Consider the following 22107-nt stretch of genomic DNA (forward strand, 5'->3'; position numbering starts at 1 on the left):
ACTCGTTTGACCACCGCACACTCGGAAATCAATCGGGGCATGATGCTTCCTCACGAATGGTTGATCAGTCGGGACAATCCCGGCTGCTCTTTTCCTGCCGTGATGAGCCGTGCCTCGCCGCGCCATGTCTGGCGTCGAGCCTGGTCGCCAAACGCCGGCCATAGGATATCGGTGGACGATTGGCCGGTCCACAGTGGCGGCCGAGGATAGATTCGGCATCGCGATTGGGCTCCCGCGCTGAAGGCGCTTCGGGATGGCACGCGGTCTCGTCCGCCGGCCAGGCTTGGCGAAACCCGACAGGATTTCGCGCGGTGGGAGCGTGGGGTCTCCGGCCGGCGTCGACCGCGGAATCGGAGGGTACCCTCCCTGGTGGCCTGACTGCGTCAGCACAACTCCGCCGATCCCGCGGCTTTCGGAGTTGTGCTTGTGCTGACGTCGCCGGCGTTACGATCGGCGAGTCGAGGACCGCCGGCTCGGCGTCCGCCTGGCCGGCGTCGCCGCTGGCTCCGCCTGGGTGGCTGCCGCCTCGCGAGCGATCGAGAGGGGCGCGGCTCGCTCCTCTGCCGACAGACCGGCCAGGAGCCGGAGGAGGTCGACGACGTCGCCAGCGGCGCCGGGTGTGCCGGGTAGCGTGCCGGGTGGTATGCTTGATGGCGGCTTTGCTGGCGAAAACGCGGTTTCTTCGACTCCCCGTGGGGGTAGTCGGGTCGCAGTCAGCCAGCCGTATCCTTCGCAAACGCGGGGGATACGGCTGTTTTTTCGGGGTGACGGCTCCAGAGCAGCGAAGAAGAGGCGGAGTTAGCTCCGTCCAAGCGGGCCCCAGGTGTGGAAGCGGTGCGGAGATCCCCGGGAGTTCGTCGAGGCTGTTTGGCAACTTACCGAGGAGCGATCGCTCTTCGAGAGAGCCAAGCAGGAGGCCGCCGAGTGGATCGAGTGGTCGCTGGGTGTCGTCGATGCCTGCGACCCGCTCGCCGTCGGCATCCATTGTTTCCAGAACGCGTCCGGAAGCACCGGTACGTGGTTACCCACAGCGGCAGCATTTTCCTGCAACTACTTTGATTTGCATTCTAGAAATATACCGTGGGTATATCCAGCGAATCAAAACTGAAGTCCATTGTCCATTCCCTGCCGCGGCATGGCGTCGTCACCCGGTCTGCGCTGGCTGCTTTCGGGGTGACTCCGCAACACACTCAGAAGTACGTGGCCAGCGGCTGGCTCGAGTCGGTCGGGGTCGGGGTGTTCAAGCGGTGCGGTGATTCCCCGACCTGGCAAGGTGGGCTCCACGCGCTCCAGACACAGGACGGACTGGCGGTCCACGTCGGCGGTCTCACCGCCCTTGCCGCCGAGGGTGCCGGTCAGTTCGTGCGGCTCGGGCGGGAGCAGGTGTGGCTGTTCTCGGCGCCAGGCGTGCGACCGCCTCTCTGGTTCCGGCGGCACCACTGGTCGGGAAAGGTGACGCATGTGACTTCGAAATTCCTGCCCGCCAGCGCCGCTGTCCGCACGCGTGATTTCGGCGGCTTCTCACTCGTGGCTTCCGCGCCGGAACGGGCGATCCTCGAATGCCTGCTCTTGGCACCGCAGCGGATGGATCTGGTGGAGACGTACGGACTGGTCGAGAATCTGCGGACGCTACGGCCTCAGGTGATGCAATCGCTCCTGGAGGCATGCTCCTCGGTCAAGGTGAAGAGGCTCTTCATGTTCTTGGCCGAGCGGGCCGGGCTTCCGGTGGTGGCCAAGCTCGCGCGAAACCGGATCGATCTTGGCAAAGGCGCCCGCAGCATCGTCCCCAAAGGCGGTTACGTGGCGAAGTACGAGATCGTCGTGCCGCGGGCGCTGGGGGAAGAATGAACGATGCGTATCAGGCGCAGGTGCGGCTGATGCTGGATCTGCTGCCACTGGTTGCCGAAGAGGCGGCGTTTGCGTTGAAAGGCGGCACCGCGATCAACTTCTTCGTCCGCAACATGCCCAGACTGTCTGTCGACATCGACCTCACCTACCTGCCGTTGGACGATCGCGCTGCATCGTTGGCCGGCATTTCCGAGGGGCTGGCACGAATCAAAGCCCGGGCCCATGACCGGCTGCCGGGAACGCGAGTGACCCTCGTGCCCCAGAGCGAACACATGGCGGTCAAGGTGCACTGCCAGCGGGGCAGGGCACGAGTGAAGATCGAGGTCAATCCGCTCCAGCGGGGCTCGCTATGGCCCGTCCGACAGCTTGCCTGCACCGATGCTGTTCAGGAGGCGTTTGAGTCGTTCGTCGAGCTGCCGGTCGTGTCGCATGCCGACCTCTTCGGCGGCAAGTTATCGGCGGCGCTGGACCGACAGCATCCCCGGGACTTGTTCGACGTTCGACACCTGCTCGACGCAGAGGGTTTTGGTGGCGACGTCCGAGCGGGCTTGCTCGTGAACGTCATCGGCCACCGCCGACCGATCGTGGAGCTCTTGGCGCCGGAGGCCAAGGATCAGCGGAAGACCTTCGAGGGCGAGTTTTCAGGCATGACGCTGTTGCCCTTCGACTACGCCGGTCATGAAGCTACCTTCGTTGAACTGATCGGGTTGGTTCACGCGTCGCTGACTGACGCGGATCGCCGATTTCTCCTCGGCTTCGAGGCGGGTGATCCTGACTGGTCGCTGTTTACGGTGGCGGGAGCGGACCGGCTCCCGGCCCCGCGCTGGAAACTGCTCAACATCCAGAAACTACGGTCGGAAAACCGGGCGAAACATGCGGCAGGGCTGCGGACCCTGGCCCAGGTGCTTGGCATGCCCGCGGGATGACCGTGTGGAACGACGTGATGGCGCGCCTGCCTCCCAAACCATGGCCAGCCGGCCAGGGCCAGGTTTGGGAGACGACCTGCGAGCGATCGCGAGTCCGGGATTTCACCCGCCGCCGGCGGCGTGCCGCATGAGGCTCACGAGGGCTTGGCGTTGACCATCCGGGAGATCCGCGAGGAGTCGAACCAGGTCTCCGAGATCGGGGGCCACCCGCCGTGGTCCGGAATTTGGTCCGGAATTTTCCTCGACTGCGGTACCTCCCGAGGATTCTGCAATAAGTCGACTCCCCGTGGGGGTACTCGGGTCGCAGTCAGCCAGCCGTATCCTTCGCAAACGCGGGGGATACGGCTGTTTTCTTTCCGGGTGACCCTCGACGCGACCGGCATCTGGCGGCATGAAAAGCTGCCATCGAGCCCGCGGTATCCTACACATCGGGGAAGCACGTCCTGGGCTGTCGGTGCCGTGGCGCGATGGCCTGAACCACCGACCTCGACCGGAGGATCTGAACCATGCGCGTCGTCGAATGGCTTGCCGGAGGACTCGTCGTGGCCGGGATCGTTGCCCTGACGACGGCGATGGCCGACGAGCCTGCCACCGCGGCGAAGGGCGCGACCAAGGCGGCGGCCAAGCCCGCGCCCGTGAAGCCGACCCGGATCATTCCGCTGGTCGTGGTCGCTCCGGGGGAGACGAAGACGGTCCTGTTTTCCTGCGAATGTCCCGTCGGCGTGACCCGCGGGGGCGGGCTGGAGCTGTCGGCGATGACGAGCGGCGAAGACACCGCGCCGGTCGGCACGACCTCGGCCGACGGCGATACGTTTCGCCACGCGGGCGTCACGGTCTCGGTGCCCGACGATGAGGAGGCCAGCGGGCTCGACAAAAAACTGCGCTCGCGGGCGCTTGTGGCTCTGGCCAAGCGGCGGCCGGTCGTGCCGGTGACGGTCAGCGCCGAGCCGGGGACGGCACCGGTGGCGATCGACCTCCACCTCGTCGACGCGACTTGCTCGGGCCACTGCCACACCGACTTCACCGTGGTGGTCGAAGCGCCGGTGGAAGCCGGTCAGTGAACGGCGGGCGACGGCGATCCTGCCAATCGAGGCGGTTGTCGCGCCCGCGTGTCAGGCGCACCGCGTCGCGGTCCGGCTCGCGATCCACCCAGCCGCCACCGCCGCCGCCGGAACTGCAAGCAGGATCGCCCCCGCCGCGAGGATCGCCGCGCTGGCCGGCTCGGCGTCGGTCCGCGACCGTCCGGAGAAGGTCTGGATCAGCGAGTAGACGAGCACGAGCAGCGTGCCGGCGGTCGCCAGCGTCACGATCTGCCGGCGGCGCCGCGGCGACATGCCTGCCCGTGCGGCCCCCCAGGCCAGTACGGGCAGCCACTGCAGTGCGTGGATCACGCTCCCGTGGGGAAACTTCGGCACCCCGGCTGCACCGTAGCGCTCCGGCTCGAGACCCGCGGCGACGCGCACGTCGCCATGGACGCTCACCCAGATCCCCAGCGCGCAGGAGACGACGAGAAACAGCATCCCCGCGCGGGCGGCCAGGCGGGCGTCGGGCTCGAGATCGACCCCTTGGAGGAACAGCCGGATGCACAGGTCGACCGCGATCGCCGACACGAACAGGATCAGGATCCCCATCGCGTCGTAGAGGATCGAGTCGAGTGGAGTCGTGCGGTTGAAGTGACTCGCCACGCCGCGCCACCGCTGCAGGTCGATGAGGGCCACCTCGACGACCAGTGCCGCGGCAGTGAGCCGCGCCAGCACGGCGTCACCGCGCCGCCAGGGGAGCTTCGACCAGACCCAGGCCAGCGACAGGCTCGTGAGGCCGCCGGAAATCCCGAACAGGATCGGCTTCCGCCACGAGACCGCCCCTTCCCAGGGCCCGCCGAGGGCTCCCCAGACGGCGACGTGGGCCAAGCCGCTGGCGACGAGCACGACGCCCCATGTGGCCAGTGCCCGCGCCCGCGGCTCGCGCCACCAGACCGGCTCACAGACAGGGGGCGACGACATGACCGCGAGTATCGGGCGCGGGATCGTCTACCGCCAAGCGGTGGCGGTCATGGCGATTCATGGGATGTGTGTCACGCGAGACGTCGGGACGCCGGGCCAGGATTTCCAAGGCGTCCGGGTGGGCGATCCGTTCGGGTGCCGCCGAGGCACCGGGCGGGAGGTGACGCCCGGTCGAGTCGCCGCCGGTCCTGCTGCGGCCCCTTTCCGTCGTGGGACCGAGCGGGTGAACTGTCGGACGCCACTCCGCGAGGGAACACGCTCATGATCCAGTCTCGACAGGTCGCCGGCGACGGCGTGCGGCTGACGCTGTTCGAGTCGGCGACCGATGCCGAGCGTGCGATCCTGTTGCTCCATGGCGTCGGCCGCCGGTTCGGGTCGTTCGCGCCGCTCCTCCCCCATCTCCTCCCCCGCTGGCGGATCGCCGGACTCGACCACCGCGGCCACGGGGCCTCCGACCGGGCCGCCGACGGCTACCGAGTCGTCGACTACGCCGCCGATACCGTGGCCGTCGTCAGCCATGAGTTCTCGGCGCCCGTGATCCTCCATGGTCACTCGCTCGGGGCCTTGGTGGCGTTGGCCACCGCGGCGGCCGTACCCGCGCACGTCGCCGCCGTCGTCCTCGAGGATCCCCCCGGGCCGTCGTTCGTCGCGGGCATCGCCCACACCGGCTACCACGCGCTGTTCGAGCTGTTCCGGGAGCACGCCGGCAGCCGGCTCGCCGTGGCCGACCTGGCCCGCGAGCTGGCCGAGGCACGGATGCCGTTCCCCGGCGGTGGAGCGCCGCGCCGGCTCGGCGACGTCCGCGACGCCGCCAGCCTGCGGTTCACGGCGCGCTGCCTGGCCGATGCCGATCCGGCCGTGTTCGCGCCGCTGTTCGACGGCTCGTGGCTCGCCGGGCTCCCCTGGCAGGCGACGCTCACCGCCGTCCGCTGCCCCGTGCTCCTCCTCCGCGCCGACATGGCGCTGGGAGGTATGCTGCCCGCCGACGATGCCGAGTCGATCGAGCGGCACGTCGGCGACCTGACCCGGATCGAGTGCCGCGGCGTCGGCCACACGATCCACGGCCAGGCGCCGGAATTGCTCGCACGGTTCCTGCTGCCATTTCTCGAGGCGCTCGGCGACGAGGGGCGGTGAGCGATTACCGGGGATCGGCGGCCACGCGGAGACCAGCGCATGCACGCGGCCACGAGCTCGACGGTGATCACGGCCGATCGGCTGTTCGACGGCACGGGAACTCCGGCGCTCGCCGCCGCGGCGCTGGTCATCGATGACGGCGCGCTCGCCTACGCCGGCAGCGCTGCCGGCGCACCGCTCCGCCCTGGGGCGCGGCGGATCGACGCCCCCGGCTGCACGCTCCTTCCCGGCCTCGTCGAGGCCCACTTCCACCCCACCTATTTCAACGTCGCGGCCCTCGAGGACCTCGACATCAAATACCCGGTCGAATACGTGACGCTGCTGGCGGCTGCCAACGCCCGGCTGGCCCTCGAGTGCGGCTACACCGCGGCGCGGAGCGGGGGGAGCCTGTTCAACATCGACGTCTGGCTGAAGAAGGCCATCGAGGCGGGGATCACGCCGGGCCCGCGCCTCGCCGCCAGCGGCCGCGAGATCTGCGGTGTCGGCGGGCTGATGGACTGGAACCCCGACTACCGCAAGATCGGCATGGAGGGGCTCGTGCTGTTGGTCAACGGCCCCGACGAGGCCCGGGCGGCGGTCCGCAAGCTCGTCAAGGACGGCGTCGAGTGGGTGAAGACCTACCCCACCGGCGACGCCGCCGCCCCCGACACCAACGACCACCACACGCTGTGCATGACGTTCGAGGAAATGCACGCCGTGGTCACCACCGCTCACAACCACGCGCTCAAGGTCACCGGCCATTGCCGGGCGACGGCGGGGATCGTCAACGCCCTCCGCGCCGGCTACGACGCGATCGAGCACGGCACGTTCATCGACGACGAGGGGCTCGATCTGCTGTTGGCGCGCGACGTGCCGTGCGTGCCGGCGCTGTACTTCGAGCACGCGAGCATCGAGCGGGGGCGCGAGTTCGGCCTCTCGCAGCGTGTCATCGACGGCCATCAGGAGACGCTCGACGGTGGCGCCGAAAGCGCCCGGCGGATCCTCCGCGCCGGCGGCCGGCTGGGGATGGGGGGCGACTACGGCTTCGCCTGGAATCCCCACGGCGACTACGCGCGGGAGTTGACGTTCTTCGTCGAGCACGTCGGGTTCACGCCGCTCGAGGTCCTCACCTGTGCCACGAAGACCGGCGCCGAGATCATGGGGCGCGGCGCCGACCTCGGCACGCTCGAGGCGGGAAAGCTCGCCGACGTCCTCGTCGTCGAGGGAGACCCGACGACCGACATCCGGATCCTCGAGGACCGGCGCCGGTTCCGGGCCGTGATCCAGGGGGGGGCGATCAAGGCGGGGAGGCTCGCCTCCGGGGGAGCGTGATGGGGATCGTGGGGCGGCGCGCTATTTTTCGTGCTGGCAACCGGGAGCGAGAGTCGCTGATTGCGTATTCCGGCAGGGACAGTCGCCGAATTGGCGAGGTTTTGCGGGCTGCTGCCTTCCCTGGCTTGCCCGGTCGCTTGCCCCGTTTGCCTCGTCGGGCGATGCCGACACCTTCGCGGTGGGTGCGATTCGATTCCGTGACGTTTTGCTTGACCGCCCGTGAACAATGGAAGCGGTGGTTACGTTCCAGGGGCTGGAACGGTCAACCATGCAAGGAGGACGGAAGCATGGACGCGCATTTCCGCGAGTATCTCGGAGCTGTGGCCGGCATGCAGGAGCTCTACGGTGAGCCGGCGCACGAGCACACTGACTTCCACCCGCAGGCCGACACGGCCGACTGCCCGCTGACCGGCGGCGCGCCGGCCGTCGAGCCGGTCGTGGTCGCCGAAGTTCGCGACTCGGTGGCGAGCGCTGACGCAGCCACGTTCGCCAAGGCCGTCTGAGCGACGGCTCCGCTGAGACGCGTTTGCAGCGGGTTCGCACCGGGTCGGCCCGATTCCTGCTCGGGCCGCGCCGGCGGATCTCGTGCGACATCGTCGATCAGTCGCTCGGCAAAACGCTGGCGTATCCTGAAATCAAGGGAACTGCGCGGTGTCTCCGCCGTCGCCCTCTGTCGGGCCCGAGCGGGGCTCCGACGTGATCGCCACCGCGCCCGCTCCCTGTCTTTCGTTCACCTCCACTTGACACCCCTGGAAACCGCTGTATTATCACACTAGTACAGACGGCACTGGGGACAGGTGATGATCTTCCGCATCGACGCCGACGACGGGCTGGCGATCTACGACCAGATCGTGCGGCAGATCAAGTACGCCGTCGCCTCCGGTACGCTCGCGCCCGGGGAGTGGATCCCGAGCGTGCGGGAATTGGCGCAACAACTCACCGTCAACCCCAACACGATCCAGCGTGCCTACCAGCAGCTCCAGGCCGACGGCGTCCTCGAGCCGGTGCGGGGCCGCGGGCTCGCAGTCTGCAGGGCGGCGGTGCGGGCGTGTGTCGCCGAGCGGCAGGCGCTCGTTCTCGAGCGGCTCGAGCAGGTGATCGCCGAGGCGCTGCAGGGGGGCGTGGCCCCCGACGATTTGCGCGCGCTGTTCGAGCGTTCGGTGCGGAAGGTGATGCGGAGTGGCACGCCGGAGGCGGGCTAGCGGGCGGCGGGCCGACGGAAACGAACACACCCGGACCAGCGCGCGGCCCGACGGCTGCACGTGCCGATCGGGCAGGGGAGGTGATCCATGGAACCGGTCGGAACCGAGAACGGAATCCCCGTCGAGGTCCGCGGCGTGACCAAACGATTCGGTCGCAACGAGGTGCTCCGCGGAATCGACCTCACCGTCCGCCCCGGCTGCGTCCACGCGCTGCTCGGCGAGAACGGCGCCGGCAAGACCACGCTGATGCGGCTGCTCGTCGGATTTCTCCGCGCCGACGGCGGGGCGATCCGCGTGCTCGGGGTCGAGCCGGGGCGCGAGCCGTTCGCCGTGCGGCGCCGGATCGGCTACCTCGCCGACGCGCCGGCGCTCTACGACTGGATGACGGTGCAGCAGGTGGGGTGGTTTTGCTCGGCGTTCCACGGCCCCGGCTATCCGCAGGCATTCGTCCGGTGGGCCGAGGATTTCCATCTTCCGCCCGCGACGCGCGTCCGCGCCCTCTCCAAGGGAATGCGCGCCAAGACGGCGCTGGCCAGCGTGCTGGCCGCCGAGCCGCCGCTGCTCCTCCTCGACGAGCCGACGTCGGGGCTCGATCCGGTCGTCCGCCGCGAGTTCCTCCAGAGCATGGTCGACATCGCCGCCGAGGGGAGGAGCGTCCTGATCAGCTCGCACCAGGTCGCCGAGGTGGAGCGCGTCGCCGACCATGTGACGATCATCCACGAGGGACGGATCGTCATCGACGGCCCGCTCGACGACCTCAAGGCCGGCCACACGCTGGTGTCGTTCACGCTCCGAGATCCGTTTGCCGTGCCGCCGCCCGCGGTCCTCGACCTGGCCGTCCGTTGGGGGGAATGCCAGGGGCGTTCGGTGCGCCTGCTCGTGCCCGCCCTCGGCGCGGGCGTCGTCGACGGCCTCGCCGCCGATCCGGCGGTCGGGGATGTCCGCGTGGTCCGCCCGGCGCTCGAAGACTTGTACGTCGCCTTCACCCAGCCGTGCGGCCGGTTGCCCTGGGACCGTGCGCCGCGCCGGGCCGGCGCCGTGACCGGCGCCGGCCGCTGACCAGCGCCGATTACACCGTACGAGGAGTCGCCCATGCCATTCGCCTCGGTCGCGCTAGCCTGGAAGGAATCGCGCCTTGCCCGCGACGCCGTGCTCGCCGTCGTCGCCGGCCATGCGGCTCTGGTCATCGCGCGGAGGTTGTCGATCGCCGCCGGCGCGACCATGGTGGAGGACTTCGCCTGGGTCGCGGACCCGGCGACCGCCTGCCCCCTGGTCGCATCCGGGGTCGCGATGTTCGCCGCGGCGATGCTGTTCGCCGGCGAGCGGCGGCAGGGCACGTGGGGCTGGCACGCGCTGCTGCCGGTCGCTTGGTGGAACGTGCTGGCTGTGAAACTCGCGGTGATCGTCGCCGCCGGGCTCGGGGCTGCGGCGTGTGCGTGGCTCGTGTGCCTTGTGCCCGGTGGGCTGCCGGACGGCGGCGGTGTTGCGGCCTTGCTGCCGTTTCCGGCGCTGGAGCAGGCGGTGATCGCGAGCTTCGTGGCGATATCGCTCGTGGGCTTGACCTGTGTGGCCGGTCTGTTCGTGGCCGAACCGCTCCTCGCGGTGGTGTCGTCCGTCGGGTGGCATCTCATGTGGTTCGCGCTGTTCGGCGCGGTGGTCAGTTGGCGCGAACGTTCGCTGCCTGGGTGGCAGTCTCCGTTTGCAGACGGTGAACCCGCCGGCCATGCCCGCGTGCTCTTCATCCTGGTCGCAGGTTGCCCGCTCGTGATCGGCCTTGCGGCCTTACCGGTTTCGTTCCGCCGGGCCTGGCGTCGGGCCGACGAACGTGACGGGGTTGCCGACAGCACCGTCGCGAGCGGGGCCCTCGGCGAAGCCGTGCTGTTCATCACCGCCGTGCAGGACCGTACCGAGGGCTGGCGATCCTGGCGGTCACCCGCCGGATGGTGGGCCCTCGCCTGGACTTCTTTGCAACTGACGTGGACGGCGCCGCTGATCGGCGTGGCGGCCGGGGTGAGTACGGCGGCGACAGTCGCGGCGCTCGCTCGGCTCGACCCGCGGTCGGACGGTTCGGACGCGTGGGAGACCGGCCTCACGGTCGGCGGGTTCATCGCCCCTGTGGTGACGATCGTGCTCGCCGCGCTGCAGGCGATCGGCGGCGACCAGGCGTCGGGCCGCGTGCCCTGGCCGGCCGAGCGCGGGCTTTCCCCGTGGAAGATTCTCGCGGCCCGGGCGCTGCCGATGCTGGCGGTCGTCACCGCCCTCGGCGCCGTCGCGCTCCTCGGGCTCGTCCCCAACGAACGGTTCGGCTCGCTGGCGGCCTTGCCGATCAGCTGGGTTCTGTTCGCGGCGGCGACCGGCTTTTTCGGCGGGATCCACTGCCTTGCCACGGCGATGGTCTGGCGGTCGAGCCTGCTGGCCTTCGCCGCCGGCCTGGTGGCGGCGCTCTGTTCCGGGCTCGTGTGGACCACCGGTGTGAGCCACTTGGGTGTGAGCCACTTGGGTGTGAGCCACTTGGGCCGACCCCTCGGCGATGCCCGATTCATCCCCGGGGGAAGCTTGTGGTCGTGGGCACCGCCGCTTCTTTTGCTCGCGGTGCCGCTGGCGCTCGTCCGACCCTGGCTTCGCGACGACCGGGCGCTTTTGAGGCTCCGCTGGGGGGCGGCGATCGTCGTCCTCCATGCCGTGTGGCTGGCTGGCTGCCAAGCCCTGTCGTAGGGCTCGCAATCGCCCGTTTCGGAGGGCACTCATCCGCGGATCAGGCGGGAGTCGGGGTGGGAACGGGTTCCCTCACGCCGCTATACTCCGGCCGAGCCGCGGACGGGGGGTCCGGTGGCTCTTTCCCCGGAGGCTGTCGCCATGGTTTGCCGTGTGCCCGCCGTGCTGCTTGCAGCGGTTTCGTTGACGTCGTGCGTCGTCGCCTCCGCGCAGGCACCGTCCGCGGCCGAGAAGGCGCGGGCGATCGCCGGCGGCAACCTCGCCGCGACGGTGAAACTCGTCGAGCAGTCCGACGGCCAGTCGCATGCCGACAGCCCCGGCGGCGGCGGCTACCGCGCGAGCGTCAGCAGCGGCGGTGTCACGATCCCGGTGGTCGTCGTCGGCGGCACGCCGCGACAGATGGGCTGGCACCTCGGCCGACTCATGGCCAAGGACATCCAGACGTTCGTGCCACAGCTGCTGGCCAAGGTGAAGGGGGCGATGGGGGCCGACGATGCCCAACTCGCCGCCGCCTGGGGCACGCAATCGGCCTGGATCGACGACCGTGTCGAGCAGGAGATCGTCGGCATGGCGGAGGGGGCCGGCGTGCCGCTGGCGATGCTCCAGGCGGTCCACGCCGTGCCGCTGCTGATGCCTTATTCCTGCTCGGCGATCTCCGCGTGGGGAAGTGCTACCGCCGACGGCCACCTCTACCAGACGCGGAATCTCGACTGGGAGCTCGAGCTCGGCGCCCACGATCACGGGCTGATCGTCGTCTACCTGCCCGCCCACGGCCATCCCCACCTGCTGCCGACGTTCGCCGGGTTCGCCGGTGCCAACTGCGGCATGAGCGCCGCCGGGATCGCGCTGTCGGAGATGGGCGACTCACCGGCCAAGGAGATGCCCTACGAGCTCCACGCCCCGCACTTCACCACCTGGTTTCGCACGCTCCTCTACGACGCCGACTCGCTCACCGAGGCGCTCGACACCTTCAAGGGGCTGCCGCGGACGAAGAAATACCACTTCGTGTTCGGCGACGGCCGCGCCGACCGGCGCGGTGTCAAGATCCGCGCCCATACCGGCAAGGGTCTCGACGACGTGAAGATCTGGAAGGCCAACGATCCCACCGACGAGCTCGCCCCGGCGGTGCTCCCCGACCTCGTCTACCAGGACGAGGGGCGCGGCGCGTTTCCGTTTCTCAAGGAGCACCATGGCCGCCTCGACGCCGCCAAGCTCACCGAAGTCGCCTGTGCGATCCCGATCAAGGGGAGCAACGTCCTCGACGCGGTGTTCGACGCGACCGACCTGGTCGCGTATGTGAGCTACGCCGGGGCCGACGGCGAGGCCTACCAGCGCCCGTTCGTGCGTCTGGCACTGGCCGCGCTCGACGGTGACGGCGACGGCACCGGCGACCTCGCCGAGGGGAGCGGCGACGCCAATGGCAACGGCCGCCCCGACTTCCTCGAGGCCTCCGCCCCGGCCGCCGACCGCTGAGTGGCGGTCCCGCGTCGAGCAGCCAAATGCTCAGGCCACGGCTCCTTAGCGTGCCGCGGCGGCGTCGAGCAGTCGGACGATGAACGGCAGGAGCTGCTTCTTGCGGCTGACGACGTTCTCCAGTTCGTACAGTCCGCGGTCGAGCCGCGGGTAGTTGACCTCTTCCCAGGCTTCGTCTTCGCGCGACAACAGCAGCAGCGAGCCGTTGCTGACCACGTCGGTGACCAGTAGCGCCGCGAACGCGAGCCGGTGGGCGGTGGCGTGTGCCTCGAGTGCGGACCGCAATTCCTCCTTGCGGTCCCAAAACAGGTCGAAGCCGGTCTCTTCGATCTGTGAGATCGAGAATCGCACGCCGTGCTCGGTGAATTCCTTGCAGTCCTCGCGGATCACGTCGGCGGGGCTGCTCGAGCGCAGCGCCGAGCCGATCGCGAAGAACCCGCGCGTGTAAGCGTCGAGATCGACGGCCACCTTGCCCCGCAGCCACCCGAGGACGTCGCGGTCGACGTCGGTGGTCGTCGGGCTGCGCAGCGACAGCGTGTCGGAGATGATCCCGCCGGCCATGCACAGCGCGATCCCCGGCTCGGGATCGATCCCGGCGGCGCGGAACTGACGGGCGACGAGCGTGCAGGTCGAGCCGACCGGCTCGTTGACGAAGCGGATCGGCTGGGCGCTCTTCAGGCCTCCGCCGAGGCGGTGGTGGTCGAGGACCTCGACGATGTCGGCGTCCTCCGCCCCGGCGACCGCCTGGGCGAGCTCGTTGTGGTCGACGAGGACGAGCTGCGGCTTGGGGGGATTGATGACGTCGCTCTTGAAGGCCAGGCCGACGAGCCGGCCGTCGTCCTCGACGACGGGAAACACCGGCTGTTGGGAGCGCTCGACGATCGGCCGGGCGTCGGCGACCCCCATCCGCGCCGGGAGCGTGACCACGTCGGCGTCGACGACCGGATCGATGAACTGCGACGAGCGGATCCGCATCGTCGTGTTGACGGTGTCAAACGGGCTGCGGACCACCGCCACACCGTTGGCCCGGGCGAGCTGCTCGAGCCCCGGCGAGAGGGAGAACCCGCCGGTGATCACCAGGGCACGGACCCCGTGCTCGATCGCCGGGAGCTGGATCGTCGGCCGGTCGCCGCAGACCACGACCACGCGCTGCGGCGGGAAGCGGTGCATGCGCTCGGTGAACCCCTCGGCGCTCATCGCGCCGACCATCACGAGCAGTTCGGTGCGCTCGGCCGTGCGGAGCGGCACCTGAAAATCGCCGCCGAGGACGTCGCGAATCTTGTCGAGGCTCGTCGCCACGGTGCGCGACAGGACCGGGTCGCCTTCGTCGTGGAAGAACAGGTCCATCAGGTGCAGCACCGACACCAGCCCGACGACGCGGTCAAGGCCGTCGACCACCGGGATCGCGCGCAGATCGTGGGCCTTCATCCGCAGGTAGGCCTCGTGGAACACGTCGCCGTAACGGACCGTGGGGACGGCGCGGCGGCAGACACCCTCCACGGCGGGGCGGACGTCCATCATCATCCGCGGCGGCGGCAGCCCGGCCTCGGCGAGCACGTATTGCGTGCGCGTGTTCGGCGGGCCGCAGCAGGCGGCGACAGCATCGGGGCGGCCGGTGCGGCGCAATAGGTCGGCGTAGGCGATCGCCGAGCAGATCGCGTCGGTGTCGGGATTGCGGTGGCCGAAGACGAGCAGGCTCATGGGTGGGTGACGGGCTGCGGGGCAGGGGGCTTCGCGGCCACGGCAGTATGCCAGCCGCCGGCCGGCTCGGTGGGCAGGTCGGGCTCCGGCATCGCGACCGACGCGGGGGCGCGGCGGCGCGTGAGGTCGGTCGATTCGGGGGGACCGAAGGCACGGAAACAGAGGCCGAGGAGGAGCGGCACCAGGACGAGCGTCACCAGCGTCGCCACCAGGAGACCGCCGAGGAGGACGGCGCCGAGGCCCCGGTAGAGCTCGCTGCCCGCCCCGGGGAAGAGCACCAGGGGGAGGAGGCCGAGGACGGTGGTCAGGGTCGTCATGAAGATCGGGCGGACCCGGCTGCGGACCGCCTCGACGATCGCGTCGCTGCCGTCGCGCCCCTCGGAGCGCACCAGGAACAGCGCCTGCTCGACGATCAGGATCGGGTTGTTGACGACCGTGCCGATCAGGATCACGAACCCGAGCATCGTCAGCACGTCGAGCGGCTGGTAGATCCCGAACCGGGCCCCGAAGAAGTTGAGGGCGGCGAGCCCCGCCAGCCCGCCGACGCCCCCCAGCGGCACCGCCGCGATGATCACCGCCGGGTAGAACCAGCTCTCGAACAGCGCCGCCATCAGCAGGTAGGTGATCAGCCCGGCAAGCGCCAGATTGAACCACAGCGCCTGCCAGGTACCGCGGAGCTTGTCGGCGGTGCCGCCGAGCGTGATCGCGTAGCCGCCGGCCAGATCCCCCGACGCGACGAGCGGGCGGACGACGCCGGCGAGGATCCGCTCCTGTGCCTCCTCCAGCGGCATCGTCGCCGCCGGCGAGACCTGGATCGTGATCGCGCGTTGCCGCTCGCGGTGGAGGATCTGCTCCGGCCCGCTCGAATACTCCTCGACCACCGCCACGCTCTCCAGCGGCACCAGTTGCCCGCCCGGGGTGACGACGGGGAGGCTGCGGAGGTCCTGCGTGCGCTGTACGAAGCGGTCGTCCCCCTTGATCACCAGATCGATCCGGTCGGCGTCGAGGTAATAGTCGGTGGCGTAGCCGCCATCGACGAGGCAATCGACCATGTAGCCGAGCTGGCGGGCGTCGAGGCGCATGTCGGCCGACTGCTCGAGCCGGGGGAGGAGGCGGACCTCGGGGCTCGACAGGTCGAGCGATGGCCGTGGGAAGTTCTGGCTGCCCGGGGTGATCTCGGGAAGCATCCCCATGATCCGCCCGCCGAGGGCGACGAGCGTGCCGAGGTCCGGCCCGGTGATCTCGATGTCGATCGTCCGACCGGCCGACAACCCCTGCTCGAACAGGCTCGACTGCTTGGCCACGCCCACGGTGCCCGGCATGTCGGCCGTGACCTGCCGCACGACCGCCACGAGCTTCCCCGCCTCGAGCGGGTCGAGGGCCCGCATCCCGAGGAACACGCTGCGCCCCCGGGCGACGAAGAACATGTCGGCGAGGATCGGGGCGTCGAGCGCTGCCGCCTCGGGGGTGCCGGGATCGACGTCCCAGTAGCGGAGCATCCGCTTCTCGACGGTCTCCCCCATCCGCAGCAGTTCGTCGAGGTTGTAGCCGGGGGGCGGCAGCAGGATCCCGAACACGAGGTTGCGGTTGCCCTGGGGAAGGTATTCGACCTTCGGCACGAGCAACCACGTCGCCACGGCCGACAGCGCGACGATCGCCGCCGACACGACCGCCGACGCCGGAGCACTGGCGAGGAGCCGGCGGTCGAGGCCGACGATCGCCGCGGTGAACGCCCGGCCGAACCGGGTGGCGACGTCGGCCCGGCCCGCCGCCGCCGGCCGCGGACGCCGGCCGCCGAGCAACCAGGCCGCGGCCACCGGCACGACCAGCACCGAAACCACCAGCGACAGGCCGATCGACACGCTGATCGCCAGGGCGATGTCGCCGAACAATTGCCCCGCCTCCTCGCGCACGAACAGCACCGGGAGGAATACCGCCACCGTCGTCAGCGTGCTGGCCAGCACCGCCCCCCAGACCTCGCCGGCACCGCGGACCGACGCGGTGGCGCCGTCATCGCCGCCGGTCCAGCGCGTGAAGATGTTCTCGAGGACGACGACGGCGTTGTCGACGAGCATCCCGACGGCGAACGCCATTCCCGCCAGGCTGACGACGTTCAGCGAGCGGTCGAACAGCGCCAGCGCCAGGAACGTCCCGATCACGCTCACCGGGATCGCCACCGCGACGACCAGCGTGAGGCGGAGATTGCGGAGGAACAGCAGCAGCGTGGCGACGGTGAGCAGGCCGCCGACGACGATGTTGTCCTTCACCAAGCCGACGGCCGAATCGATGTAGGTCGTCTCGTCGTAGACCATCGTCAGGCCGAGGCCGCGCGGGCGGAGGACGGTCCGGTCGACGTCGGCGGCCACCGCGCGGAGGCGGCGGACGGTGTCGAGGACGTTGGCACCCTGCTCGCGTGTCACGCGCAGTGCCAGGTTGCTCGCCCCGAAGCGCCGCACGACGCCGTCGGCCTTCTTCTTGCCGAGGTGCACCCGGGCGATGTCGCGGACGTAGACCGGCTTGCCGTCACGGCGCGAGACGATCGTGCCCTCGACCTGCTCCGGGGAGTGGAATTGGCCGATCGTGCGGACGACGTAGCGCCGCTTCCCCTCCCAGAAATCGCCGCCGGAGGTGTCTTGGTTCTGGTTGGCCAGCGCCGCGCGGAGGTCGTCGATCGAGAGTCCGCGGGCGGCGAGGAGCTGCGGGTCGACGATCACCTGCAGCTCGTCGGGTCGGCCGCCGACGACGTCGGCGCTCGACACGCCGTCGACGCGCTCGAGGCGGCTCTCGATCTCGTCCTCCGCCATCCGCCGCAGGCTCTCGATGTCGATCTCGGCCGGAGCGAGATCGGCCAGTTCGGGATGCGCGGCGGCGAGGCGGCGGAGGCGGTAGAGGGCGAGGTCGGGGGAGCGGGCGTGGATCACCCGGTCGAGCGCGGCGGCGTGGGCCGGGTGCGCGGCGCGCGCCCGATCGAGGAGATCACGCTCCGGCGGGGCTTGGGCGAGGATGAACCAGGCGATCGGGTTATCGGTGCCGCTGGCGGTGCGGATCACCGGCCGGTCGGCGTTGATCGGCCAGTCGCGCACCTGCTGGACGCGGGTGTTGACCTTGACCAGCGCCTGGCTCATGTCGGTGCCGATCGGGAACTCGAGCGTGATCACGCCGCCGGAGTCGCCGCTCTCCGACGAGAGCTTGACCAACCCCTCGACACTGCGGAGCTGCTCCTCGAGCGGCTGGACGATCTCGCGCTCGACCTCCATCGGGCTCGCGCCGCGCCAGCGCGTCTCGACGGTGATCGTCGGGATCTGGACCTCGGGCGTGAGCTGGGTCGGCATCGCCAGCAGGGCGAGGATCCCGAACAGCGACAGCAGCAGCACGCCGACGGCGACCTTCACCGGGTTGGCGACGCAGGCCTGGATGAGGTTCATCGCCCGATTCCGCCGTCGCGCGGGTCAGTGGCGGCCGCTGGCGAACGACACCTTCGCGCCGGGCCGGAGCCGTTCGTTGCCGCGGATCACGACCGCGTCGCCCGCGGCGAGATCGCCGGACACCGCCACGCCGTCGTCGGCGGTCACGCCGAGCGTTACCGGCACCGGCCGCACGGTACCCGTGACGAGGCCCGTCGCCGGATCGGAGTCTTCCCGGTCGACGACATACACCAGCGGCGTCGCGCCGCCGAGGACCAGCGCGTCTTTGGGGACCACCGTCGCCGCTCCGGCACGCCCCACGGGCAGCCAGGCCCGGGCGATCATCCCGCCGCGCAGCACCGGCGCCCCGGCGACGATCTCGTTGGCCAAACGCACGCGGACGGGAAAACTGCGCGCCAGGAGATCGGCCTGGGGCACGACACGCGTTACGCGCCCGATCCACGGGCGGTCGGCGGCGGCGTCGAACTCGAGGCGCACCGGGTCGTCGGGGCGGAGCCGCCCGATCGACAGCTCGGGGACCTGGACGACGACGTCGACGTCGTCGAGTTCGACGATCCGCGCGACGAGCCCGCCGCGGGCCACCCAGGCTCCTTCTTCGGTAAACCGCTGCACCACCCACCCGGTGAACGGGGCCCGGATCGTGTGCTTGCCGAGCTGGTCGTCGATCCGGGCGACCGCCGCCTCCTGGGCGGCGACCGCGGCGGCTGCCTGGGCGATCTTCTCGGCACGTGGCCCGGCTTCGGCCAGCGCCAGCGTGGCCCGGGCCGCCGCGAGCTGGGCGGCCGCCTGACGCTGCTCGGTCTCGGCGTCGTGAAGCTCTTCGGTGGTGCTCGTGCCGCGCTCGGCGAGGCGGCGGAGCCGGTCGAACCGGCTCCGCGCGAATTCGAGCCGGGCCGCCGACCCTTCGACCATCGCCCGCGCCTGGTCGAGCTCCTCCGGGCGCGACCCCGCTTCCAGCTCCCCGAGCGCCTGCCGGAGGCGCTCGAGCTCCGCCGCCGCGCCGCGGCGCTCGATCTCGAGGAGCCCCGTGAGCAGTTCGGCGAACGGTTCCCCCTTTTCGACGCGCTGCCCGTCGAGGATCGGGAACCGGACGACGCGTCCGTCGACGGCGCTGCCGACGTCACTGACCCGGGCGGGAAAGACGGTGCCGACGAACGACTGCCCGGCGGCGAGCTGCCGTTCCTCGACGGCCGCCACCACCACGGGGACGGCGGGGGGAGCCGGCGGCTGGGCCACGGCGATCGTCGCCGCCCGTGCGACCACCGCCGCGGCCAGGGCGGATCGGATCGTGAGCCGCGCGGGGCGGGCCAGGTGGGTCATGAATTGGTTATACCCCGGAACCACGCCGCGCCGCCCTGACGCGCCGGATGAGGGCATTGGTCGAGGCGTCGTGATGGAGCGTGGGCTCGGGGCCGCTCTCCAATTCGCCGACAATCTTCTGCGCCAAAACCTTTCCCAGCTCCACGCCCCACTGGTCGAACGAATTGATGCCCCAGACGACACCCTGGGTGAAGACGCTGTGCTCGTAGAGCGCGACCAGGCTTCCCAACGAGCGCGGCGTGAGACGGTCGACGAGGATCGTGTTCGAAGGGCGATTGCCGGGAAACGTCCGGTGGGGTACCAGATCCGCGGCCACCCCTTCGGCGGCGACCGCCGCTGCCGGCTTGCCGAAGGCCAGCGCCTCCGCCTGGGCGATCATGTTGGCCATCAGGATCGCGTGGTGGTTGCCCAGCGTGTTGAGCGGCCGGAGGCAGCCGATGAGGTCGCAGGGCACGACGACCGTACCCTGATGGAGAAGCTGGTAGAACGAGTGCTGCCCGTTGGTGCCGGGCTCGCCCCACACCACCGGCCCGGTGGCACAGTCGACCGGGCTGCCGTCGAGCCGGACCCGCTTGCCGTTGCTCTCCATCGTGAGTTGCTGGAGGTAGGCGGGAAACCGCCGCAGGTACTGGTCGTAGGGCAGGACCGCGGCCGTCGCCATGCCGAGGAAGCTGCTGTTGAAAACGGTCAGCAGGCCATGGAGGGCGGGGATGTTTTCGGTCAGGGGGGCGGTGCGAAAGTGCTCGTCAATCGCGCGGAATCCCGCGAGCATCTCCCGGAAGCCGTCCGCCCCGATCGCGATCATCGTCGACAGGCCGATCGCCGACCCCATCGAATAGCGCCCGCCGACCCAGTCCCAGAACCCGAACATATTGGCCGTGTCGATGCCGAAACGCTCGACTTCCACGGCATTCGTGGAGACCGCGACGAAATGCCGCGCGACCGCGCCAGGACTCCCCCCGACCGCCGCCAGGATCCAGTCGCGGGCGGTTCGTGCGTTGGTCATCGTCTCGACGGTCGTGAACGTCTTCGACGAGACGACGACGAGCGTCTCCTCGGGGTCGAGGTCGAGGACCGCCTCGGCGAAATCGGTGCCGTCGACGTTGGAAACGAACCGGAAGGTGAGGCCGCGATCGGCGTGGTAACGCAGCGCCTCGGCGGCCATCGCCGGGCCGAGATCGGACCCACCGATGCCGATGTTGACGATCGAGCGGATCGGCTTGCCGGTCGCACCGAGCCAGCGTCCGGAGCGGACGGTCTCGGCGAAGGCTCCCATCCGGTCGAGGACGGCATGGACGTCGGGCACGACATCCCGACCGTCGACGACGATGCTCGCGTCGCGAGGGGCCCGCAGCGCCACGTGGAGCACCGGGCGGTTTTCCGTGGTGTTGATCCGATCGCCGCGGAACATCGCGTCGATTCGCTCGCGGAGCCCTGCCGCATCTGCGAGGGCGGCCAACGCCGCGACGGCCCTGGCGTCGACAAGCTGCTTGGAGTAGTCGAAAACCACTCCTGCGGCACTGACCGTAAACCGCTCCGCCCGTGCTGGATCGGCTGAAAAAAGGTCGCGTATGGTCCGGTTCCGGAGATCCTGTGCGGCCACGGTGACGGCAGACCAGGCAGGGTGACGGCTGTCGGCGGTCGGCTTCACGGCGGGGGGCTCCTCGAGGGGACGCCGGACTCTACCAGACTCCCACACCCTCATCTTCGGACCCCCTCCAGCCCATGCAGCCTTAAAAAACGGCCAAAACAGCGGTTCTTCGACGCTGGCCGTAGGGGCTCGAAAGGCCGCCCCTTGACCCCCCAACAACCCTCCGCTAAGTTTTCGTGTATCCAGCGGCCGATCCCAGTATTTCGGGATCGGTTCCCGCTGTCCGCTCGTGTTTCCGGTTGCTGTGGCTCCGGGCGGACGTGCCGGTTGAGGCCTGCTCAGGGAGCGGTGTCCAAATCGGTGGCGTCCGTCGGTGCGGTGGGTTGAGGCCCGGTTCGGCTGATGTGTCGTGCCTGTCGAAAGGCACCGGCAAAATCCGGCCGAAGCGAACCTCTGTCCACGGCACGGCCGTGGTCGGAGGCACGGGCCGGCGGTATCGCGCAAGCGGTGTCGTCGGCTTGTTTCGTTCTTTGACAATCCGGTCGTGGTAGTTGGCATCTTGATTGAATGCCGGCGTTGGCTGCTTCGGCGGTCATCGGCGGCGTTCTCCCAAGGCTCAAGAAAATGCCATGCACGCTCGTCGTCCTGCCCTGGTTTTCCAGGTCAGGTTCGGGGGGCGTGGGTGGCGAGCGAGTAAACGTTACTGACCTGGGTGGGGCCGGCGCGCTTGCCGGCGATGACCCAGGATCGAGTGAAGCGACTCGGGTCGAACGGCGCCTCTCAAACCCTGGCGGTCAACCGCCAGGGCGGCCTGAGGCGAGCAATCGATTCGGGTGGTCAAGCTCTTAAGGGCGCATGGGGGATGTCTAGGCGTCAGGAGGCTTTGAAGGGCGCGGAAGACTGCGATAAGCCCGGGGAAACCGTCAAACAGGTGATGATCCCGGGATACCCGAACTGGCCGTGTCTGAATCCATAGGACACGAGCAGCGAACGCGGAGAACTGAAACATCTCAGTATCCGCAGGAACAGAAAGAAAAATCGATTACCTCAGTAGTGGCGAGCGAAAGGGTAACAGCCCAAACCGTGGTGGTTTCCACCGCGGGGTTGTAGGGCCCTCCAAGGAGTTACAAAACAACCGGTTAGCGGAACGATCTGGAAAGGTCGTCCACAGAGGGTGACAGGCCCGTACGCGAAAACCGAGTTGTCTCCGTTGCGGAGGGATCCCTGAGTAGGTCGAGTCACGTGGAACCTCGACTGAATCCACGGGGACCATCCCGTAAGGCTAAATACTCCCTGACGACCGATAGTGAACTAGTAGAGCGATCGAAAGATGAGAAGAACCCCTGTTAGGGGAGGAATGTGAACCTGAAACCATGTGCCTACAAGCGGTCGGAGCGCTATGGCTGGCAACAGCAATGCGTGACGGCGTGCCTTTTGCATAATGATCCGGCGAGTTAC

General features: G+C 69.5%; 15 protein-coding genes and 1 rRNA gene. 11 read left to right on the top strand and 5 right to left on the bottom strand.

Translation table 11 applies throughout. The features are described from left to right. Positions 1-1080: 1080 nt before the first annotated feature. From FJ309_14840 to FJ309_14850, 3 genes are all read left to right on the top strand, one after another. On the top strand, positions 1081-1848 hold the full coding sequence (locus FJ309_14840) for a hypothetical protein (protein MBM3955866.1): 768 nt from the start codon (positions 1081-1083) through the stop codon (positions 1846-1848). Beyond that, positions 1845-2774 carry a nucleotidyl transferase AbiEii/AbiGii toxin family protein gene (locus tag FJ309_14845; GenBank protein MBM3955867.1) on the top strand — a complete coding sequence of 310 codons (930 nt, stop codon included), beginning with the start codon at positions 1845-1847 and terminating at the stop codon, positions 2772-2774. Before FJ309_14840 ends, FJ309_14845 begins: the two co-directional genes overlap by 4 nt. 506 nt (positions 2775-3280) lie before the next feature. Then, on the top strand, positions 3281-3835 hold the full coding sequence (locus FJ309_14850; protein MBM3955868.1) for a hypothetical protein: 555 nt from the start codon (positions 3281-3283) through the stop codon (positions 3833-3835). A 51-nt stretch (positions 3836-3886) separates the two neighbouring features. Here the strand turns inward: FJ309_14850 and FJ309_14855 are convergent, their stop codons facing one another. After that, positions 3887-4294 carry a hypothetical protein gene (locus tag FJ309_14855; GenBank protein MBM3955869.1) on the bottom strand — a complete coding sequence of 136 codons (408 nt, stop codon included), beginning with the start codon at positions 4292-4294 and terminating at the stop codon, positions 3887-3889. Here FJ309_14855 and FJ309_14860 point away from each other — a divergent pair. From FJ309_14860 to FJ309_14890, 7 genes are all read left to right on the top strand, one after another. Then, positions 4244-5911 (top strand): alpha/beta fold hydrolase, encoded by a 1668-nt coding sequence (locus FJ309_14860; protein ID MBM3955870.1) that lies wholly within the window; start codon positions 4244-4246, stop codon positions 5909-5911. The two genes, FJ309_14855 and FJ309_14860, sit on opposite strands and share 51 nt — an antisense overlap. A gap of 39 nt (positions 5912-5950) precedes the next feature. Continuing rightward, entirely contained in the window at positions 5951-7222 is a 1272-nt protein-coding gene (locus FJ309_14865; protein MBM3955871.1) for an amidohydrolase family protein, read from the top strand. Between the two features lie 287 nt (positions 7223-7509). Further along, positions 7510-7725 (top strand): hypothetical protein, encoded by a 216-nt coding sequence (locus FJ309_14870; GenBank protein ID MBM3955872.1) that lies wholly within the window; start codon positions 7510-7512, stop codon positions 7723-7725. A gap of 327 nt (positions 7726-8052) precedes the next feature. Continuing rightward, a complete protein-coding gene (locus tag FJ309_14875; GenBank protein MBM3955873.1) occupies positions 8053-8424 on the top strand; it encodes a GntR family transcriptional regulator in 372 nt (123 codons plus the stop codon). An 87-nt stretch (positions 8425-8511) separates the two neighbouring features. Beyond that, positions 8512-9483 (top strand): ABC transporter ATP-binding protein, encoded by a 972-nt coding sequence (locus FJ309_14880; GenBank protein MBM3955874.1) that lies wholly within the window; start codon positions 8512-8514, stop codon positions 9481-9483. A gap of 33 nt (positions 9484-9516) precedes the next feature. Next, positions 9517-11139, top strand: a complete 1623-nt coding sequence (locus tag FJ309_14885) for a hypothetical protein (GenBank protein ID MBM3955875.1) — start codon at positions 9517-9519, stop codon at positions 11137-11139. A gap of 141 nt (positions 11140-11280) precedes the next feature. Continuing rightward, the gene (locus FJ309_14890) at positions 11281-12612 is read left to right on the top strand and encodes a hypothetical protein (protein ID MBM3955876.1); all 1332 of its coding nucleotides are present in this window, start codon (positions 11281-11283) and stop codon (positions 12610-12612) included. Between the two features lie 45 nt (positions 12613-12657). On the opposite strand, the gene FJ309_14895 is transcribed toward FJ309_14890, so the two are convergent. Genes FJ309_14895 through FJ309_14910 form a run of 4 tightly spaced genes read right to left on the bottom strand, consistent with a single transcriptional unit; the run spans position 12658 to position 20763 of the window. Further along, entirely contained in the window at positions 12658-14313 is a 1656-nt protein-coding gene (locus FJ309_14895; GenBank protein ID MBM3955877.1) for a putative manganese-dependent inorganic diphosphatase, read from the bottom strand. Beyond that, the gene (locus FJ309_14900) at positions 14310-17738 is read right to left on the bottom strand and encodes an efflux RND transporter permease subunit (protein MBM3955878.1); all 3429 of its coding nucleotides are present in this window, start codon (positions 17736-17738) and stop codon (positions 14310-14312) included. The genes FJ309_14895 and FJ309_14900 overlap by 4 nt, the downstream gene beginning before the upstream one ends. A 24-nt stretch (positions 17739-17762) precedes the next feature. Beyond that, a complete protein-coding gene (locus tag FJ309_14905; protein ID MBM3955879.1) occupies positions 17763-19058 on the bottom strand; it encodes an efflux RND transporter periplasmic adaptor subunit in 1296 nt (431 codons plus the stop codon). A gap of 7 nt (positions 19059-19065) precedes the next feature. After that, positions 19066-20763, bottom strand: a complete 1698-nt coding sequence (locus tag FJ309_14910; protein ID MBM3955880.1) for a glucose-6-phosphate isomerase — start codon at positions 20761-20763, stop codon at positions 19066-19068. Positions 20764-21482: 719 nt separating this feature from the next. Here FJ309_14910 and FJ309_14915 point away from each other — a divergent pair. After that, positions 21483-22107, top strand: a 23S ribosomal RNA gene (locus FJ309_14915); the annotation flags it as partial.

The sequence above is a fragment of the Planctomycetota bacterium genome (assembly GCA_016872555.1).
Taxonomy (GTDB): domain Bacteria; phylum Planctomycetota; class Planctomycetia; order Pirellulales; family UBA1268; genus F1-20-MAGs016.

Coding starts and splice junctions, on each gene's coding strand:
- FJ309_14870 (MBM3955872.1), top strand. CDS start 7,510: ATGGACGCGCATTTCCGCGAGTATCTCGGAGCTGTGGCCGGCATGCAG.
- FJ309_14860 (MBM3955870.1), top strand. CDS start 4,244: ATGGACGCTCACCCAGATCCCCAGCGCGCAGGAGACGACGAGAAACAG.
- FJ309_14865 (MBM3955871.1), top strand. CDS start 5,951: ATGCACGCGGCCACGAGCTCGACGGTGATCACGGCCGATCGGCTGTTC.
- FJ309_14900 (MBM3955878.1), bottom strand. CDS start 17,738: ATGAACCTCATCCAGGCCTGCGTCGCCAACCCGGTGAAGGTCGCCGTC.
- FJ309_14855 (MBM3955869.1), bottom strand. CDS start 4,294: ATGCTGTTTCTCGTCGTCTCCTGCGCGCTGGGGATCTGGGTGAGCGTC.
- FJ309_14845 (MBM3955867.1), top strand. CDS start 1,845: ATGAACGATGCGTATCAGGCGCAGGTGCGGCTGATGCTGGATCTGCTG.
- FJ309_14905 (MBM3955879.1), bottom strand. CDS start 19,058: ATGACCCACCTGGCCCGCCCCGCGCGGCTCACGATCCGATCCGCCCTG.
- FJ309_14890 (MBM3955876.1), top strand. CDS start 11,281: ATGGTTTGCCGTGTGCCCGCCGTGCTGCTTGCAGCGGTTTCGTTGACG.
- FJ309_14880 (MBM3955874.1), top strand. CDS start 8,512: ATGGAACCGGTCGGAACCGAGAACGGAATCCCCGTCGAGGTCCGCGGC.
- FJ309_14850 (MBM3955868.1), top strand. CDS start 3,281: ATGCGCGTCGTCGAATGGCTTGCCGGAGGACTCGTCGTGGCCGGGATC.
- FJ309_14910 (MBM3955880.1), bottom strand. CDS start 20,763: ATGAGGGTGTGGGAGTCTGGTAGAGTCCGGCGTCCCCTCGAGGAGCCC.
- FJ309_14885 (MBM3955875.1), top strand. CDS start 9,517: ATGCCATTCGCCTCGGTCGCGCTAGCCTGGAAGGAATCGCGCCTTGCC.
- FJ309_14895 (MBM3955877.1), bottom strand. CDS start 14,313: ATGAGCCTGCTCGTCTTCGGCCACCGCAATCCCGACACCGACGCGATC.